At 55.3% G+C, this 20,812-nt stretch carries 2 protein-coding genes; both read right to left on the reverse strand.

Annotated elements, in window-relative coordinates:
• Positions 1 to 92: 92 nt before the first annotated feature.
• Complete coding sequence (locus PCH01S_RS06430; RefSeq protein ID WP_042227813.1) at positions 93 to 8,051, reverse strand: non-ribosomal peptide synthetase; 7,959 nt, start codon at positions 8,049 to 8,051, stop codon at positions 93 to 95.
• 23 nt (positions 8,052 to 8,074) lie between these two features.
• Positions 8,075 to 20,812, reverse strand: a complete 12,738-nt coding sequence (locus tag PCH01S_RS06435) for a non-ribosomal peptide synthetase (protein ID WP_042228837.1) — start codon at positions 20,810 to 20,812, stop codon at positions 8,075 to 8,077.

Consider the following 20,812-nt stretch of genomic DNA (forward strand, 5'->3'; position numbering starts at 1 on the left):
TTTCACTCTCCTTTAAACTTCCGGCCGTCCCGCAGGACAGCCCGGAAGCGTATGTCCGCCTTAAGCGGTGAAACGGGGAGAACCAAAGGTTTTTAAAGCTTTAGTTTGCCGGCCAACTGGGCCGCCATATTCTCGAACTGTCCGATGGACAGGTTCTGGTAAGTAAAGTCGGTCGGACTCTGCTCGACGGTCTCTTTTTCACAGCAGTGGCGGATCAGCTCCAGCAGATATTTCTTGAATCCGCCTGCCAACTTCTCGACCGTGTCGTCCCGGTACTGGTGACGGTTGTAATTGAAGGTCAAGCGGAACACTCCATCCGAGACCTGTCCGTTGATATCGAAAGCGAACGGTCTCTCGCTGCCGCCGCCGATTTCATCGCCTGTCTGGTGAGAGGAAGGCGTGAATCTTGCTCCCCCGTCACCCTCGCCGTCGAATTGTCCCAGGTAATTAAAACTGATTTGCGGTTCTTCGAAAGCGAAAGGAAGTTCCTCGGGATTGACACCTTCTGCTAAATAGCGCAGGATGCCATAGCCGATTCCTTTGTTCGGTACGCGTCGCAGCCCGTCCTTCACCAGCTTGATCTGATGCCCCAAGTCTCCTTGACCGTTCATATCCAGCACAAACGGATACATGACGGTAAACCAGCCGACCGTACGGGATACGTCCACATCTTTCATAATTTCTTCCCGGCCGTGTCCCTCGATGCTGACGGCAATCCGGGAAAGTCCGCTCCATTCTTGGAAAGTCATTCCTAACGCCGTAAGGAGCAGATCGTTAATTTCGGTGTTGTAGGCTTGCTGGGCGTGTTTCAGCAGCTTTTCCGTACTTTCGCGGTCGAGCTCGATTTCAAAGTCTTTGCCGTCTTCGGCTTTATCCGAAGCTGCCTTATTATCGTACGGCAGCGAATCCGGAATTTGCGATGAGACAGCGGACCAATAGCTCAGTTCCGATTGAGCGCGGCTGCTGTTCGCATATTCCGCCAGCCGGGCAGCCCACTCGCGGTAGGAATCGGTTTTGGCCGGAAGTGAAACGGCATGGCCGTCCAGCGCTTGTCCGTAGGCGGTTTCCAGATCTTCCAGCAGAATTCTCCAGGAAACTCCATCGACAACCAGATGATGAATAACAATCAGAAGATGGTCGCTTTCGGCTGTGCGGAAAAGAGCTAGCTTCACAAGCGGGCCGCGATTCAGCGCGAATCCGCTTTGCAGTTTATCCGCAAGCGTCCCGATCTCTGGGCCGGGTTCTCGCGCAGGAGTAAGATCATAGGCGAGCAGCTCGTATGTCTCTCCCTCTTTCCAGTCCAGCGTTTCAGCTGTAACGCCGCCTTCTTCCGTAGACCGGAATACGGTGCGCAGCGCATCGTGGTGCAGGGTCAGCTTATCCCAAGCCTGGCGAAGCACAGCTTCATTCAGCCTGGCTTTGCTTTCCAGCATAACGGCCTGATTATAATGATGCCGGTCCGTATGGTGACGCTCGAAAAATCTCCGCTGAATAGGAGCAAGCTCCGTCTGTCCTTGGACGGTCCCTTGAGGAATTGTCCTCTGTACAACCTGGATATAAGGAATCACCAGCTCGATCTGCGGATGGCGGAACAAATCCCGCAGCTCCATTTTGAGCCCTCTTCCGTTCAAACGCGCGGCAATTTGCAGGGCTTTGATCGAATCGCCGCCCAGTTCGAAGAAATTATCGCGCACTCCCACCTTCTTGGTTCCCAGCACATCCTGCCAGATTTCGGCCAATGTGTGCTCCATCTCCGTTTCCGGCTGGACGTAATCGGCCGTCAGTCTAACCGAGCCGTCCGGTTCCGGAAGAGCCCTGCGGTTGATTTTGCCGTTGCTTGTGAGCGGCATCGCATCCAGAAAAACGAACTGCGCGGGTATCATATAATCCGGCAGTCTTTCGGCGAGTCCGCTGCGAAGCTCGGAAACCGTCAACTCCGCATCTTCCGCGCAAACCAGATAGGCGCACAAATATTTCTGCCCGTTCGCGTCCGTTCGGTCCATGACAATTGTTTCTTTTACTTCGTCCCGGTTCAAAAGCTTCGCTTCGATCTCACCCAGTTCAATCCGATAACCGCGGATTTTGACTTGATGATCGATCCGCCCGATATATTCCACGCTGCCGTCCGGCAGCCAACGGGCCAGATCTCCCGTTTTGTACATCTTCGCTTCGGGACGGTGCGGGATCGGTACGAACTTCTCCGCCGTCAGCTCGGGACGGTTAAGGTAACCTCTGGCCAAGCCCGTTCCGGCAATGCAAAGTTCCCCCGGTACGCCTACCGGCTGGATTTGATGCTTGGCGTCCACTATGAACAGCTCCGTATTGTCAATCGGTTTGCCGATTGGCACCTGCTCCAGCTGCTGACCTTGCGGACAGTCAAAGTACGTCACATCGATGGTCACTTCGGTAGGACCGTACAGGTTGGCCAGTACGGCTCCGCCCGGAGTACCAATCAGCCGGTCAAACCGGTTTGCATGCTGGGCCTGAAGCGCCTCCCCGCTGGCGAAAACATAACGGAGCGAGCCCAACTCTCCCGCCTGCCGGTTTTGCTCGATATGGTCAAGAAATACAGACAGCATGGAGGGAACGAAATGCAGGGTGGTCACGCGGCTTCGCTTGATTTCATCCACAATAAGCTGCGGCTCTTTCTCTCCGCCGGGAGCCAGGAATACGACTCGTGCGCCCTGTGTCCCCCACCAGAACAGCTCCCATACGGATACGTCGAAGCTGTAAGGTGTTTTTTGCAAAATAACATCGTCGCGGCCGATCGGGTATTTTTTCTGCATCCAGTGAATTCGATTCACCAGCGCACGGTGTTCGATCATAACGCCTTTCGGATTACCGGTCGTACCCGAGGTGTAAATGACATAAGCCAGATTTCCGGGCCCTGCCGATCCTTCGGAAGACAGCGGGCTGAAATCTTCATGGTAAGACTTCTCCTCATCCAGCAGGACGCACTCGTATCCGGCAGGCAGTTGCTCGGCCCACTTCGAAGCGGTAAGCACGATACGCGCTCCGCTGTCGTCCAGCATGAAGGCGACCCGGTCACGGGGATGAGCGGGATCGACCGGCAAATATGCGCTGCCCGCTTTAAGAATGGCAAGGAGACCGATCATCATTTCGGCCGATCTCTCGGTCAAAATGGCGACAACTCCGTCTGTCCGCGCGCCTTTGGCCCTCAGAGTACGGGCGAGGCGGTTCGCACGCTCGTCCAATTCCCCGTAGGTGAGCCGGTTCGCGCCGAAAACGACGGCAATCCGGTCCGGATCCTCCGCAGCCTGTTCCTCAATCCACCCGTGGATCGTTTTATCTTCCGGGAACAGGGCCTTCGTATCGTTAAATTCCACGATAATCCGGTGTTTTTCCGTTTCGGTCAGCAACTCGATATCGGAGAGATTCACAGCCGGATTGCGGACGACGGTTTCAAGAATATTAAGGAAATGACGACTCAGCTTCTCAATCGTTTCCCGCTTAAACAGCTTGACCGCATATTCGAACGACAAGCCAAGCCTATCGGAGAACTCTTCGACGCTCAGCGTCAGATCGAATTTCGCGATCCCCATTTCAAACTCAACGGGCCGGAACGTAATCTCGTCGAACTGGAACTGGTTCATGCCGGTGTTCTGCAGTACGAACATCACATCGAACAACGGATTGCGGCTCACGTCACGACGCAGTTGCAGACGCTCGACGACTTCCTCGAACGGAATGTCCTGATTTTCGTAGGCATGCAGCGCTCTGTCTTTTACTTCCTTCAAAAAATGCGAAAACGGCTTATCAGCGGAAGGAAAATTCCGCATCGGCAGCGTGTTGACGAACATTCCCAGCATCGTCTCGAGATCAGGGTGCGGACGTCCCGCCACCGGAGATCCTACGACAATATCTTCCTGACCTGTGTATCTATGAAGCAGGGTGTTGAAAGCAGCGAGAAGAACCATGTACAAGGTCGTCCCCGTCTGGGCGCACAAGCGCTGCAGGTCGGCTGTCAGTCCGCTGCCGATTTCATAGGTCAGGCTGTCGCCTTCAAAGCTTTTGATCGCCGGCCTGATATAATCGGCAGGCATGTCCAAGACAGGTACGTCCTCTCCGCCGCCAAATAGCTCCTTCCAGTACTCGGCTTGCTTCTCGGCCGCCCCTTGGGCGATCTGCCCGTTCTGCCACGCGGCAAAATCTTTGTACTGGATGCGGAGCGGAGGAAGCGTCTCGCCGGCATAAAGACGGCTGAACTCCTCTACGAACACCTCGATCGAGATACCGTCGGTAATAATGTGGTGCATGTCGGCCAGAAGCAGATGCCTTCCTTCTTCCAGCCTGATCAGCTCCGCACGTATAAGAGGCGCCTGTTCCAAATTAAACGGGCGGATAAACGGCATAATAAGCGATTCCAGCGCCGAATCGGGCTGCTTCGCACCGACTTGGGCACCGCTTGAGCCGGATTCGGCTTCTGCCGGCAACCCGCTTACCGATGCCGCGGCGGCTTCATTGCGGGCTTCGTGGTGCCCGTCCGAGTCCAGCTCGCGGTAGGAAACCCGGAAATCCAGCGTTTTGTGGATATGCTGTACGGGTGCTCCGTCGATTACGGCAAAAGACGTTCGCAGCGACTCGTGGCGATCGATCATCGTCCGGAATGCCTCTTCCAGCCGCTCTCTGTCAAGGGGACCTGTCATTTCCAGCGCGGCGCACATGTTATAAGCGCTCTCCGCGTCTCCCAGACGGTCGATAATGAGCAATCTTTTCTGAGCCGGCGATACCGGATGGTAGTCCTTCTCGCCGACTGGTTCAATATCCGCAAAGGCGCTTTCCACCGAGCCGGCGATTAGCGGGGCCAGCCCGCGCACGGTCGGATGGGCGAAAACTTCCCGCAGCGGCACCTCGACGCTGAACTGCTTGGCGATACGGCCGATGAGAAGAACCGCCTTGAGCGAGTGCCCGCCAAGCTCGAAGAACGAATCGTCGATGCCGACGGTTTTGACGCCGAGCACTTCCTGCCACAGCTCCGCGAGCTGCGCTTCCGTTAAAGTGCGCGGAGCGGCGTAAGCCGACACCGGTGCCGGATCCCCGGTAGGCGCCGGCAATGCCTTGCGGTCGATTTTGCCGTTAGGCGTAAGCGGCAGGCTATCCAACCGCACGATATGGGCCGGAACCATGTAGCCCGGCAGTTCGGCGGCGAGCCGCTTCCGCAGCCATGCCTCGTCGGCAGGACCCGCTACATAAGCGCACAAATACTTGTGCCCGCTTGAATCCGTGCGGTCGGTGACAACGGCCTGCGCAACTCCTTCGAGCTTCAGCAGCGCCGATTCTATCTCGCCGGGCTCGATGCGGTATCCGCGGATTTTGACCTGGTAGTCGATCCGGCCGATAAAATCGACGTTTCCGTCCGGCATCCAACGGGCCAAATCTCCTGTCCGGTACAACCGGCCGCCTTCCGCAAACGGGCTGGGGACAAACTTCTCCGCCGTCAGTTCAGGACGGTTGAGATAGCCGCGCGCCACGGAATCTCCGCCGATGCACAGCTCGCCCGCCACCCCCGCCGGGACTGGCCGCAGCGCGGAATCCACGATGTAGAAGCGGTGATTGCCCAACGGTCTGCCGATAGGAACATTGCCTGATTCAGGCAGCTTGTCCGCAGCTTCCTCGTAAAAGCTGGAATCGATGGCCGCTTCCGTCACACCGTAGCTGTTCATGATCCGCATGCTTCCCGCAAAACGCGACAGCAGCGTCCGGTAATCGTGCACGCTGCAGCTGTCGGAGCTCGTGATCAGCAGCTTCAGCGCGCTGATGTCCGTCCCGTGATCGTACACGTGCTCCATAAGCGGCAAAATGAGAGCCGGCGTAGATTCGAACACCGTGATCCGGTGTTTTTCCAGATAGCTCGCCAATGCGGAAGGATCGATCCGCACCTCCTGGGGACAAATAACCATCGTCCCCCCGTTCACGAACGTCCGTGCGAGATCGCCCGCAAATACGTCAAACGAAAAACTCGCAATCTGCAGGAGTTTTACGTCAAATTCCCTCAACCGATACCCGTACCGGTATCCGAACGAAGTGTTCACATAATGCCTGTGCTCAATCATCACACCCTTGGCATTGCCCGTCGTTCCCGACGTGTAGATCACATAAGCAAGGTCATCGGGTTTATTGACCGGCTCAAGGTTGCTTACCGCTTCTTCCGGGTTCAAGCCGGAAAGCCAGGCTTTCTCCTCACCTGAATTCGAGGCCGCTTGCTCTCCCGCTTTCAAAGGCTTTACAAAACCTTGATTTTCTGCGGCTTCCAGAAGGCCCTGCATATCGAGAATACTTCCCGGATAATCCGCTCCTTGGAGCAGACCGGTCAGTTTTGCCTGGGTAAGCAGTACCCCCGCACCGCTGTCTCGGAGCATGTATGCAATGCGCTCTGCCGGATAAGTCGGATCGATCGGAATATAGGCACCGCCCGCTTTCTGAATGGCGAGAACCGCCGTCACCATATCGGCCGAGCGCTCAAGCAGAACGGCGGCCGGACTGTCCGGTCTCACGCCCTGTTTTCTGAGAATTCGCGCCAGCACATTCGCCCGCTCGTTCAACTCCCGGTAGGTCAGCGAAGTCTCTTCGTACACGACCGCCGTTTTGTCCGGAGTCTGTGCCGCTTGTGCCTCGAAAAGCTCATGAAACGTCCCTTCCGGGAAAGCGGCCGAGGTACCGCTCCATACTTCCGTAAGTTCTTGTCGCTCCTGCTCGGACAAAAGAGTGAATTCGGAGACGATTTTTTCCGGCTGGCTGGAGGCCTGGCCCAGAACCGTCTCCAAGTGCCCCTGAATCCTCGCGATTTCCGCTTCTCCGTATGTGTGCCCGTTATAGGAAAGGGTAATGTTTAAAACATCCCCGTCTTCTACCTCGATATTAAAATCGTAAGGAGTCTGCTCGGATAATCCCGCCTCCGTAATAGCGAATCCGAGCCGGTTTTCCAAGTCCTCCTGACCGATCAGTTCCTGCAGCGGATAATTTTCAAATACGACGATATGCCCGATAAGATCCTGTTTCAAGGCTGATTGAGCCTGGATTTCCGCCAGTGAATAATAGTCGTACGCACGTGATTGAACCGTCTGCCGCTGAATTTCCTTCAACAAACCGGTAAACGTATTGTCCGACTGCAGCGAGATCCGCACGGGAACCGTATTAATGAACAAGCCCACCATCCGCTCGATACCTTCAATCTCCGGCGGTCTGCCTGACACGACGGTCCCGAAAACGACATCTTCGCTTCGGTTATAGCGACCGAGAATGAGCGCCCAAGCGGCCAGAAACAAGCTGCTGATTGTCGCTCCGCTGCGTTCCGCAATACCGCGGAGCTGGCGGCCCGTATCCGCCCCGACCGTAAACTTCCGTTCCGACGGAAGGTAGCCTTTGCCGCCGGATATCGCGGTATTGCCGGGCAATCCCGACGGTTCTTCCACGCCTTCCAGCAGAGCCTGCCAGTAATCCGACGCAGCCGTCTGATCCTGCTTTTGCAGCCACTGCACATACAGGCTGTAGGGACGGACCTCGGGTAGGGACGCTTGCCGTCCGTTCTTTTCGGCTTCATAGTAACTAAGAAACTCTTCCAGCACAATGCCGATGCACCAGCCGTCCATAATAATATGATGAAACGTGAAGAGCAGCGTATATTCCTGCTGGCTTGTCCGAAGAACGGTTAACCGCACCAGCAGTTCTTTGCTTATGTCAAAAGGACGATTTTTATCGGCTTGGATCAGCGATTCAAGTTCGGCATTCCGTTCGCTGTCCTGCAACAAGGCCAGATCCTTAAAAAAGACAGATGCCTCTCGTTCTTTGAATACGATTTGCCGGGGTTTCGCGACATTTTTGTGATACATATTCGAACGGAGCGTTTCATGCCGCTGTACAAGAAGGCGAAAACTCCTTTCCAGCGCCTGCATATCCAGATCTCCGCGTATGGACAGGCTCACCTGCTCCAGGTAAGCGTGCGAATCGGGATTCATCAGCGCATGAAACAGCATACCTTCTTGTAAAGGCGTCAAATGGGACATTTTCTCAATTTCTAGTCCTTTACTCATCCGTAACTCCCCCTTTGCAACCCTTATACGCTCTCATAAAATTGTTTAATGTCCTCGAACTCATCGAGATCCAGATCGTTTGCCCCGACATCGGCCGGCGTTAACTCTCTCTCTGTTTTGGCTTCGCAGTGGCGCAGCACCTCATCCAAATTTTCTTCCAGACGATGAAGCAAATCCGATGCTGTCTTTTCCGTGTACGCATGGCCGTCATAATCGAGCCGGAGGGTGAGGACGCCCGATTCGAACGTGCTCTTGAGATACCAGCTGTACTCCCGTGCCGCCCACAATTCGTCTGTTATTCTATCGCCCGCGTTAAACGAATCAAAATAAGGAGTTACGACACCCGAAGGCTCCAAGTGGACGAACCCGATCCGCGGCTTCTTCCGGACTGCGGTTTCTTCTGATTGCCGACCCGAAGACGCAAGATCGTACAAAGCCCCGTACCCGATTCCTCCGTCCGGGACTTGACGTACCGTTTCTTTAACTTGTTTGAGATAGCCCGCCAAATCACCGGTATGCGAGGTATCCAGCACAAGCGGATACTGCGTATCGAACCAGCCCACTGTCCGCGAGAAATCCAGCCTCTTATCAGCGCACAGCTTTCTGCCGTCTGCCGTCAGTTCCACGGGGAAACGTTTGAGTCCCGAGGATTCGCCGAATGTTTTGCCGAGTGCGGATAAAATCGCTTCGCGGGCCTCCATCGAATAAATCTCTTTCACGCCTGTGAGCAATTGGCTCGTCTTTTCCGCCGGGATAACCGCACAGACCGAATTTCGGAGCGGCGGAAGACCCGCCTCGGTTTCTTTATCAGGCGGAACAGTCCATTCCTCCGCATTGCCGGGCAGAGTCCAATACTCCCGCTGGGCCTGCGACTGACTGCTCTCCGCGTATTTTGCCAAATGGGCTGCCCACGTTCGGAAAGCATCTGTTTTGAGAGGGAGCGATACGCTTTCTCCCGCTATAAGCTGTCCGTAAACGGTCGCCAAATCTTCCAAAATTACCGAAAAAGAAGTCTCGTCGGTAATCAGACGGTGGATCGCAATCAGAAGATAGTCACCTTCGCCTGTCTTGAACAGCACGCTTTTTGCCAGCGGTCCTTCTTTCAGGGAAAGACCCGATTCGATCCCTTTGCTTTGCAGTTCAACGGCCGCTCTGAAATCGGACTTATCCCCGTCCAGACGTATGACGCTTAGTCCCGCATCTTCTTCCAAGGAACGGTGCTCCAGCTTCAAGTTCCCTTCTTTCAAAACGGCACGCAAACGAAGGGCGTCATGCTGTTTCAGCACCTTGTCCCAAGCCGAACGGACATGGTTTTCTTCCAGACCGGCTTCGGAAAACAACAGCGCCGAAAGCGACGATGCGGATTCGTAACCGCCTTGTTCGAAAAACCGGTTCTGCACAGGGGTCAGCACCATTTCTCCTTCGACCGGACCTTGTGCGATTTCACGGACGGACGACCTCACATACGCGCCGAGATCCCCGATGGACGGATGCTCGAACAACTGCTTGATATCCAGCGCATACCCTTCCGCTCTCATGCGGGCCACGACCTGGATGCCTTTGATCGAATCTCCCCCTAGGAGGAAGAAATTGTCGTGAATGCCGATGCCGGTTCGACCCAGCACATCCTGCCATACACCGGCCAGCGCCTCTTCCACTTCATTGCGGGGAGGGGCGTACTCCGTATCCGGACGGAACAGATCATCCGGTTCGGGAAGCGACTTCCGATCGGTTTTACCGTTTGGCGTAAGCGGAAGCTTGTCTAGAAATACATAGTGCGACGGGACCGAATAGTAAGGCAGTTGTCTGGCCAACTGCTCCCTGACCTCCGCCGCGCTTATAGCCGAATCCGACTTTGGCACGACATACGCGCACAAAACGGCCTCGTGTCCACCGCTTTGATTGACCGTAACAGCCGCCTCCTGAACGGATGGCACCCTTATCAAAGCATTTTCGATCTCCCCGAGCTCGATGCGGAAGCCTCTCACTTTCACCTGGTGATCAATCCGGCCCAGGAATTCCAGGTTCCCGTCCGGCTTCCAGCGTGCAAGATCGCCTGTTCTGTACATTTTCGTTCCGGGGACAAACGGATTGGGCACGAATTTCTCCGCCGTGAGATCCTCACGTTTCCAGTACCCCCGTGCCAGCCCTTCTCCGGCTATACACAATTCGCCCGGCACTCCGACAGGCTGCAGGTTGGAACGCGCATCGACGATATACACTTGCGTGTTGGCGATCGGTCGGCCGATATCGATCCGGCTTGCCTGAGTCAGTTCCCTGACCGCGGACCATACCGTCGTTTCGGTCGGTCCGTACATGTTGTAGATCCTCAGTCCGTCAAGCGTCTGCAGGTGCTCCAGCAGCGCATGCGGGAGGGCTTCGCCGCCGACCATAATTTCCTTCACTCCGTTCAGCGCCCGCTTGCCTTCTTCGTTGGCGAGCAGCATTTGCAGACGGGAAGGCGTCATTTGCAGCATTTCAATCTCACGCGAACGAATGAGTTCACCGAGAGCTTCGGCTTCAAGCTGATGATGCCGGTCTCCAACGACGACTGTCATTCCCGTCAGAAGGGGCACCAGAGATTCCAAAACGAAGATGTCGAACGAGATGGTCGTTAACGACAAAATCGTTTTATCCGGGCGGAAAGCAATCTGCTCTTTCATCCCGGTTACGAAGTTCATGACGGAACGATGCGGCAGCATGACACCCTTCGGATTTCCTGTCGATCCCGACGTATAGATGACATAAGCCAGATGCTCAGGCTTTGTGCCCCCAACGTCCAGATTGGAACCGTCGTTCCGATAGATTTCTTCCTCTTCGAGGAATAGCACGCTTCCGTCGTAGTCCAGGTCTTCGATCAAGCTGCGGCTGGTCAGCAGCACCGCTGCTTCACTGTCCTGAAGCATATAGAGAACACGTGCCGAAGGATAATCCGGATCGATGGGCACGTACGCGCCTCCGGCTTTCAGCACGGCCAGCTGGCCGATGATCATTTCGATCGAGCGCGGCACCATAAGCCCGACAAGCCGGTCGGGTCCCACGCCCAGCTCTCGCAGTGTCCGGGCAGCGGAATTGGCGCGTTCGTTCAATTCCCGGTACGTCAAGCTCCGGCCTTCGAAAACGAGCGCGGCAGCTTCCGGCGTTTTCGCAGCCTGCTCCTCAAATGCTTCGTGGATCGTTATGCCAGTAGGAAACTCCGCCGCCGTGGCGTTTAATCCGCTGATCAAGTCCTCTTTCTCCGTTGCCGTGAGCATTCCGATATCCCCAAGCAGAATATCCGCCGATCCGGCTATCGTCTCCAGGATGACCGAATAGTGCCGGGCCAGACGCTCCACTGTTTCACGCGCGAACAGATCTGTAGCATACTCCCAGGTAAACAGCAGCCCGTCTTTCTGCTCCGTAACATGCAAGGAGAAATCAACTTTGGAGATGCCTACATTAAACTCTCCGGGCTTAAAGGAAAGCTTGCCCGTCTTCACGACGTCCGTTCCTACATTCTGCAGGCTGAAAATCGTATCAAAGAGAGGATTGCGGCTTAAATCCCGCACAAGCTGCAGCTTCTCGACAATTTCCTCGAACGGATATTCCTGATTTTCGAACGCTTCGAGAGACTGACGTTTCACCTCTTGCAAAAATTGTCCGAAAGCCAGAGAGGACTCGGGCTTGCTGCGGATCGCCAGCGTATTTACGAACATACCCGCCATATTTTCCGTATCGGCGTGTCTTCTCCCTGCGGCAGGCGTACCGACAAGGATGTCCTCCTGACCGGAATATTTGGCCAGCAGCACATTATAGGCAGCAAGCAGCACCATGTATAGCGTCGTTTCATTGTTTTTCGCCAGGCTGTACAGCGCCTTTGTCAATTTCCCGTCCGGAAGCTGGACGAAGCTGTCCCCTTTAAAGCTTTGAGCGGCCGGGCGCGGATAATCCGTCGGCATCTGAAGAACGGGAAGCTCGCCTTCCAGCGTCTGGAGCCAATAAGCTTCCTGTCTGCTGAATTTTCCTTCAGCCAGCTGTTCGTTCTGCCAGATCGCATAATCTTTGTAATGCACATTTCGCGGAGGCAGAAGCCGCCCCTGATAAAGCTGGATAAAATCATCCAGAAGCACGGCCATGGAATAACCGTCCGCCACAGCATGGTGAACATCGATCAGCAGAACGCTGCCGCCCGTTTCCAGCTCGAACAGACCGGCCCGGAATAAAGGCGCTTTTGTGAGATCGAACGGCCGGACGAACTGCATCTGCAGCGTCTCTATCTCTTCCGCCCGCACTGTCGAGACGGGAACATCGAGATCGGCTTCTTCCGCGATTTTTTGTACCACTTCCCCGTTTTCCAGCTCGAAATAGGTCCGAAACGATTCATGTCGCGCAGCCGCCTGCCGAAGTGCCCGAATAAGACGCTCCCGGTCGATTTCTCCTTCTATAAAAAGGCGTCCCGGCACGTTGTAAGCCGTCCCTCCGCCGCCCAATTGATCGAGAACGTACATTCTTTTTTGGGCTGACGAGACTGGATAAGACTGTTTCGGCTGAACCGGCTGGATAGGTTCGTACGTTTGTCCGGAACCGCCCGTGATGAACTGTTCCAGGTCCCCAACCGTCTGCAGGGCAAAAAGCTCGCTTAACGGAATATGAATGCCGAATTCTTTGTTTACCCTCGAAAGAATGACGGTCGCTTTTAATGAATCACCGCCCAGCTGGAAAAAATTATCCGTGGCATTCACATGAGCGGCGCCAAGCACATCTTTCCAAATAGCTGTGAGCTTGTCCGTTACGCTTCCTTGCAAGTTTTGTTTGCCGGGAAGCGGCAAATTGCCGCCGGAGGGAGCAGGTAAAGCCGCAAAATCCGTCTCACCGTCTGGCAGCAGCGGAAGCTCCGCCATCGGAATCACATACCGGGGGACCGCATAATCCGGCAAGGTTTCGTGCAGCAGCGAAAAACTTTCTATTTCTTTCCATATTTTTGAAGGGTTAGCAACGATGTAGGCCGTCATATAGTCAACGGCTTCATTTTCAGGGTGAAGCTGAGCGGTTACGACACATGCCTCAAGGTGAAGCGTGTGCAGCAAATGCTCTTCGATCTGATCCAAAAACACGCGGTTCCCGCGTACAAAGACAGAGCGCGAAGATTTTCCGAGCCGTTTAATGGCTCCGCTGGGGTAGCTGTAGGCCCATTTCCCCGTACCCGTGAAACGGTTCGACGGAGATTTGACTTTTCCGCCCGAAACCGCATAGACTTCGCCGATCGTTCCGGGTGGGGCCGGATATTTGTAAGCGTCCAGAATACATTCGTAGCTCCCGTTCTCATCCGCATGCAGGGCCCATCTCGCCCACACCCGCTCGCTTTCCTCCGCACTAAGGAGAGACAGTTCGGGCAGGCGTTTATCGCCCCCTTGAGCGATAGACTCGAGCAAACGAATGAAATAACGGGACCAGGTTTCAACCGTTTCAGGCTGGAAAAGGTCCGCATTATAATCGAAATCGAGCCTCAGCTCTTTCGAAATCTCCGTCACGTTCAAGAAAAGCTCGTACTTGCAATACGCCGGATCATGAACAAGCAGTTCCGTGTCAAGCTCGTGAAAAGCGAGCTTCGGCAGCGGACGGTCCATGTTGAATACGGCCGTAAGGACAGGCAGATTACGCAGCCCGCGCTCCGCCAGCGCCGCAAAGCTGTATGCCTGATATGCGTCCAGCTCGTTCATTCTTTGCTTGATAGAACCCGCATAAGCGGCAAAGCTCTGCTCGGAGGAAGCCCGGCTGAGAACAGGGAGCAGATTGACACAGTTTCCTATCAGAAAAGGAGCTTCCATCTGCGACTGTCCGGCCGTGGGTACCCCGACCGTAATATCGCTCTGGCCCGTTAACCGGTGCAGAAAAAGATGAAATCCCGAAAGCAGCGTCACAAAAAGACTGCTTCCGAGCTTTATGCTGGTTTTTTTCAGTTCTTGTACAAGAGAGGTCTGAAGTATAGTTGTATGCCTTCCGCCCCGGGAAGTCGGAAGAACCGTTCCCCGGACGGGGGAAGGCAGCTCGACCACGGGAACCTGCTTCTCGAAAAGTCCGTTCCAATAAGCGGCGGCTTCAGCGCTTTGCGGTTTCTTCAGCTGTTCGGACTGCCAAGCGGCATATCTTCTGAAAGGCGCCGGTTCTGGCAGGCGGTAAGCTTCCTGACGGACAAGAGCGGAATAAATCCGCTCCAGTTCCTGGACGAACAGAGCCATGGACCATCCGTCCGCAATCAGGTGATGAAAAGTGAACACGGCCGTATGCTCGTCAGCCGATGTACGGAGAAGATGAATACGGAACAGCGGTGTCTTCTGCTCCAAATCGAACGGCGTCTGACTCTCGCTATGGAGCCAAATCCGAATCTGGCGTTCCTGTTCCGCAGAATTAAAACCCGTTAAATCCACAACCGGAACCGGCACATTCAAGGCATCCGTTACGATCTGGGTTTCACCGTCTTGACTGATGACTAGACGAAGTGCTTCATGTCTAGCGGTAACGGCCCGGACAGCCTGCTCGAACACCTCATTCCTCAGCGGTCCGCGAAACCGCAGAAGTGCGGTTTCGTGAAGCGCCGGGGAATCCTTGCGATTGGAAACGGAGGCGAACCAGAGCTGCTTCTGGTCGGGAGTCAGCGGAAACGTTTCTCCTTGACCGTCTGCCGGCAGCTTGTCGGCGGGAAGCCTGCTGCCGGAAGGATCGTCATCATCCGGGGACGGGTCCCGGTCGGGAAGAAATCCGCCTTTCCGCAGTTCGCCGATGCTGTCTTTGACAGCTTGTACAATGCGTGAGATATCTTCTTCCGAGTGGGCGGTGGACAAGAAGCAGTTGCGCCCCTCCCAGATATAAATGCCTTTATCGAGCATGTGATAGTAGAACAGCTCAAGGTCGCCTTTAAGTACAAAGCGGAAAAGCGAACCGAAGTGCACCACCTTGATCGGCACGCCTTCCCGGCCGAAATACGTGTTCAGCTCATCGGCGAAACGCGCCGTGCGAGCATTCAGCGCAGCCTGAACCTGGCCTCCCGAGGCTTCCAGATGGTTCAGTACGGCGAGGGATGCCGCCATTGCCAGCGGATGATGGCAGAACGTACCCGCTACGAACGTTCTCCGGTGTTCGTTCTGCGGGAAGGAATCGTCGCCGAATTTCCAAGTTCCTCCGTCAATGCCGTCCATAAATGCCGAGGAACCGGCGACGATACCGATCGGCATGCCGCCCCCGATGACCTTCCCGTACGTGACCAGGTCCGCTTTAATGCCGAACCATGCCTGGGCGCCGCCCGGATGCAGGCGGAAACCGGTAATCACTTCATCGAAGATGAAAGCGGTGCGGGACTGGGCCGTAATACGGCGGATTTCTTCCAGGAATGCTTTCGGCTGGAAATCGGGCCGGCGGCTTTGCACGGGCTCGACCACTACGGCAGCCAATTCATGGGCGTGCGTACGGATATATTCCAGCGAGTCTTCGCTTCCGTAATTGAGCACGACCACGTCGTCCACCATATTTTGCAAAATGCCCGGGGCCAGCGGAGTCGAATGCTCCTTGTTCGTTCCCGCGCTTCCCAATGCGAGCACGCCGTCGAACGTACCGTGATAAGAACCGGCGAAAATAACGACCTTCGCACGTCCGGTCGCGGCACGGGCAAGCCTCAGGGCAACCATCACGGCTTCCGTTCCGGAATTGTACAGCGCGATGCGTTCCACTCGGGTCATCCTGCAGATGGATTCGGCGACCTGACCGGCGAGGTTGGACATAGGGCCGACGCACATGCCGTTCGCAAGCTCCCGTTCAATCTTTTCGCGCACGAACGCAGGGTTGTGTCCGAACAGATTCACACCGAAACCCATCGTCAAATCGACATACTCGTTGCCGTCAAGGTCCCACAGCTTGGAGCCCTCGGCGCGTTCCGAAATAATCTGGTAAACCATTTCTTTCAAAAGAGGCCGGAAACCGGCGACATTGCGGTTGTTCGCATACACATCGCGGTACTGCTGGGTGTACGCTTTCGTACGACCCGTCCGTGCCGTGTACCGCTCTATCAGCTCGCGCACATGCTTTTCCTGTCTCTGTGACAGCGATTCGCGGGCCTTCAGGTCCAAAGCTTTATAAGGTACGTAGGGTTTCGGCTCCTCGCCGTTTACCTGTGGCGGGGCAGGTCTCGTTTCGACGGCTGCGGCGACTTCTCTCGTCGTTCCGGCATGCAGCCGGGCGTCAGACTGCGCCGGAGACGCCGCAATCACCCTCACGGCAGGTGCCGGACCGGGCACGGCGGCCGGTTGAACGGGCAGCGGCGCTTGCGCTGCCGGACGGTTTCCGAGCACTTGCAGCTGCTGTGACATCAGCTGTAGCTGCTGCTCCACGATGCGCTCGACTGCGGAAGAAGCTGCGCTTCCGGCGATACCTACGACAGGAACGGACGCGGCCTCTGCCTGTCCTTGTCCGCCCGCAGTTCCGGCAGGCTCGCTGTAGCTGTACGGCTCCGCAGGAACAGTTCGCTCGTAAACGGCAGACGCCGTCTCGGCGGGAGACACTTGCAGGACCTCTTCTGAACGGATCACGGACGCGGTTTCGGCCTGCGGCACCCGTTCGACGATATATGCCGTCAGCAGGTCCAGGTTTGTGAGCGATTCGAAGAAATCGCTCATGGGTACATCCAGTCCGAACGCGTCTTTAATGCTGTGACGGACCTGGGATAAATTGATGGAGTCCAGTCCCAGCTCCAGGAAATGTGTCTGAGGCTGAAGCTCTTCCGTACTGAGCTGCGATACGTTGCCGATCATCGTAATCAGCGTCTGACGGATGGAATCGGCGTGACGGGCGGAGGCTGTTTCCGCCTGTAGCTGTTCGTTCACCACACTCACCTGCTCCTTTGCGGATATATATTGTTCCCGTTCCGGTTGACCCGTTGGCGCCGAATGCAGCGATTGCGCCGCAGATGCTGCCTGTCCGGCCTTGACGGGAACGTCGACCCAGCATCTTTTCCGCTGGAACGGATACGTCGGAAGGGATACTTTTCTGAACGATCCTTTCGCATATAGGGCCTTCCAATCTACGGATGCTCCCTGTACATACTGTCGGGCCAGTTCCTGCACAGCTTCCGCGCCAAGATCGGCGAAATTTCCCGGATGCGTGTATTCTTGCACTTGAGCGCTGTCTATTTTGCCGATATAAACGCCGTCCGAACCCTTGCCTTCCCTATGAAGACGCTGCAGTTTCTGTTTCAATTCGGCTGCATCGGATGCCGTAACCGCCAACCGGTAAGTCAGATGGCTGCGGCCCGTGCCGGCCGTATAACATACATTCTGCATGTCGCGTTCATCCGTACGGGCAAACAGTTGGTCGTAATCCCGGATAAGCTCCTGCAGTCCTTCCTCGGTTTTAGCCGATAGCGTGAGCAGCAGCGGGACGCTGCCTTCGGGTCCGCTATTTGCCGCAGATGCTTCGGGCAGAGGTTCGGGGGCTCCCGTGTACTCTTCCAGTACGACATGGCAATTGGTTCCGCTAAAGCCGAACGAGCTGATCCCGCATCTTCTCGGGGCGCCGTCCGTTTTCCATTCTTTTAACTGGGTATTCACATAAACCGGCGATTCCTCGAAACTGATTTTCCGGTTCGGAACCCGGTAATGAACGGAAGGGGCGATCTGCTTGTGCTGCAGGGAAAGCACCGTCTTGATCAATCCTGCGATTCCGGCCGCTTCATACAAGTGACCGATATTGGATTTAACCGTGCTGATGGCACAGAACTGCTTGCGTTTCGTCCTTCTGCGGAAAGCCTTCCCGATTCCGTCGATTTCGACCGGATCGCCGAGTTTGGTTCCGGTTCCGTGAGCTTCGATATAAGTCACCGTCTCCGGATCGATCCGTGCATTGCGCCAAGCTTGAGAAATGACATCCGCCTGGGAGGATGCGTTCGGGGCCGATATGCCCACAGTACTTCCATCCTGGTTAATCGCGCTCCCCTTGATCACAGCAAGGATGTTGTCCTTGTCTTTGATCGCTTTGCCGAGAGGTTTCAGGAAAACGGCACCCACACCCTCGCCCCAGCCCGTTCCGTCCGAACTGTCGTCGAAAGCCCGGGCACGGTCGTCGGAGGATTCCATGCCGATGCCCGCCTTAACCGGCAGCAGGATCGTTTTCACGCCGCCCGCAAGCGCCATATCGCAGTCTCCGCTCAGAATCGCTTTGCAGGCCAGATGAACGGCTACCAGCGAGGAAGAACATGCGGTATCAACGGTGACGGCAGGTCCTTTGAGATCAAGCAGATACGATATCCGGCTTGAAATGATCGAGGACAAATTTCCGATCGCGAAATTCGGAAGAGAAGCCGGGGACACTTCGGACAGAAGCCGCTCGTATTCGAAGCTGGTTTTGGAAAATCCGACGTAAACGCCTACTCGTTTGCCGGAAAGATTGGAACCGCCGTAGCCCGCATCCTCGATCGCGCTCCATACGGTTTGCAGAAAAAGCCGCTGGTTCGGATCCATCAGTGAAGCTTCGCGCGGCGTCAGCTTGAAGAACGAATAGTCGAACGTATCGATTTCGTCCAGATAACCGCCTTCCGCGAGCGACAAATCCCGGCCCTCCGTATTCAAATGAGAAATGAACGCCTCGGCGTCCTTTCTCCTCTTTTCGCCATACGGGGCTATACAATCACGGCCCTCGGAGATATTCGTCCAAAACTGCTTAAGGTTGTCCGCCTGCGGGAATTTCCCGGACATTCCGATGATCGCGATATCGCCGTCGGTTTCCTGGCCGGAATCCGCCAGTCTATCGCTCTGCTCGACACGGTCGGCCTCATCCCCCTGCGAAATAAAGCCGGCCAGCTTCGAAATCGTCGGATAGGAGAAAAAGTCCGTCACGGACACTTGAACGCCCAACTGGGTTTCGAGCTCCTCAACGATTTGCACGAGCTGGAGGGAGCTGGCCCCGATATCGAAATAGCTCTCGTGCGTATCAATATCGTCAACCTGCAAAATTTGCTTCACGATGGCAAGCAGCTTCTGCTCCGCTACGCTGCGCGGAATGACAGCCGCACGCGCACTTTGCTTTTCCTGCTCCCAAATTTTCTGGAGCCCAGCAATCATTTCTTCAAACTTCCCGTCCGTATAGTCCTGGGCAAGCTTGTACCGCTGCACTTTGCCGCTGGTCGTTTTGGGAATCCGCCGGATGGGGAGAACCGCTTGAATGTCCCACCCTCCCCGGTAATTCAAATGACCCTTGAGACGTTTGGCCAGCGGGGCGAAATCTTCGATTTTTTTCGTGTGCATCACAAAAACGATAATCCGGTCCTGGCGGGTCGCCGGATCGTAGGCACCGCAAACCGCTACTTTACCCAGCTCCACGCCTTCCACTTCTTCCGCAACCCGCTCGATGTCGTGAGGATACACATTTTGCCCGTTCGCAAAAATGATATCCTTCGCCCGGCCCGTAATAATGAGCCGACCCTCTCGCATAAAGCCCAGGTCGCCTGTTATGAGCCATCCGTCCGGAGTAATGACCTTGGCGGTCGCCTCGGGATTGTTGTAATAGCCGGACGTTACGTTCATGCCGCGGATTTGAATATTCCCGATCACGTAATCGTCCAGAGGCAGGTTCGCGTCGTCACAGATGCGGATATAGCTGTTTTGCAGCGGATGACCGACATCCACAAACGTCAAGCAGCGGTTATCCGAAGCGTCTATCTGAACCACCTTTTCGCCGATATTCAAATGCTCACGATCCAGGTGAAGACGCCGGAAATTTTCTTCCAAAGGGGGCAGAGACATGCCCACGCTTGCCTCGGCCATGCCGTATACGGTAAACATGGCGGTACTTCTCAGGTGGTGTTTGCTCATGGCCTCCATAAACACGTCGCATAGCTCGCTGGAAATCGGCTCCGCCCCGTTATAAATCAGACGCAGCCGGGACAAGTCCCAATCCGCCGCATTTTCCGGTTTGTACTGGGCCAGAAAAAATTTATACCCGAAATTGGGTGAGCAAGTCTGGGTAACCTTATGCTCCGACGCTTTCTTCATCCACAAAGACGGGCGCCGGATAAACAGCGCGGTCGGCATAATAAGCTGCCTGGTGTTGGACATGACGCAGGTCAGGTGAAAAGCGATCAATCCCATGTCATGCGTGAGCGGCATCCAGCCGAGATAGGCATCCGTTTCGTCCATCTCCGTTTGAACGGCCATGTCCCTCGTGTTATAAATCAGATTTTCATGGGTCAGCATGACCCCTTTCGGATCTCCCGTCGAACCTGACGAAAACTGGATAAACGCCAGATCGGACGCCTTCGCCTCATGAATAACCCCCTTATCCCCAGTGGAATAATGTACTTTATCCGTAAAAAGAGACACCTCTCTGACCTTTTCGAACACCTCCTCTTTTCCGTTTTGGAGGGCATATTTCTCCAGATTGTCCAGTGCTTTTCCTTCGGTGATCAAGTAAGGATTGTTCAGGGTATCCCATATTTTAAACAGTTTCATCTTGTGCTCGTCATTATTGCCGACCGTTACCGGTACCGGGATAATTCCCCCCAGCAGGCAGCCCCAGAACACATTCAGAAAAGACCTGTTATCGTCGATTTGCATAAGAAGCTCGTCGCCCGCTTTCATGCCCGAGCTTTGGAGATGGTGAAGAACGCCAAGCGCGTCTTCAAGCAGCTCTCCGTAAGTAATACTTTCTTCGTTCTGGTCACCGTTAATAAAGATTATTCCGCTGGACTTCTTGTCTCCCCTGTCCCGGATAACGTCAATCAGTGTCAGAAATTGTTCCAC

The organism is Paenibacillus chitinolyticus NBRC 15660, from assembly GCF_000739915.1.
Classification (GTDB): Bacteria; Bacillota; Bacilli; order Paenibacillales; family NBRC-103111; genus Paenibacillus_F; species Paenibacillus_F chitinolyticus.

Bases quoted from the DNA above. Each gene is read 5' to 3' on its own strand.
- PCH01S_RS06430 (WP_042227813.1), bottom strand. From the start codon at position 8,051: ATGAGTAAAGGACTAGAAATTGAGAAAATGTCCCATTTGACGCCTTTA.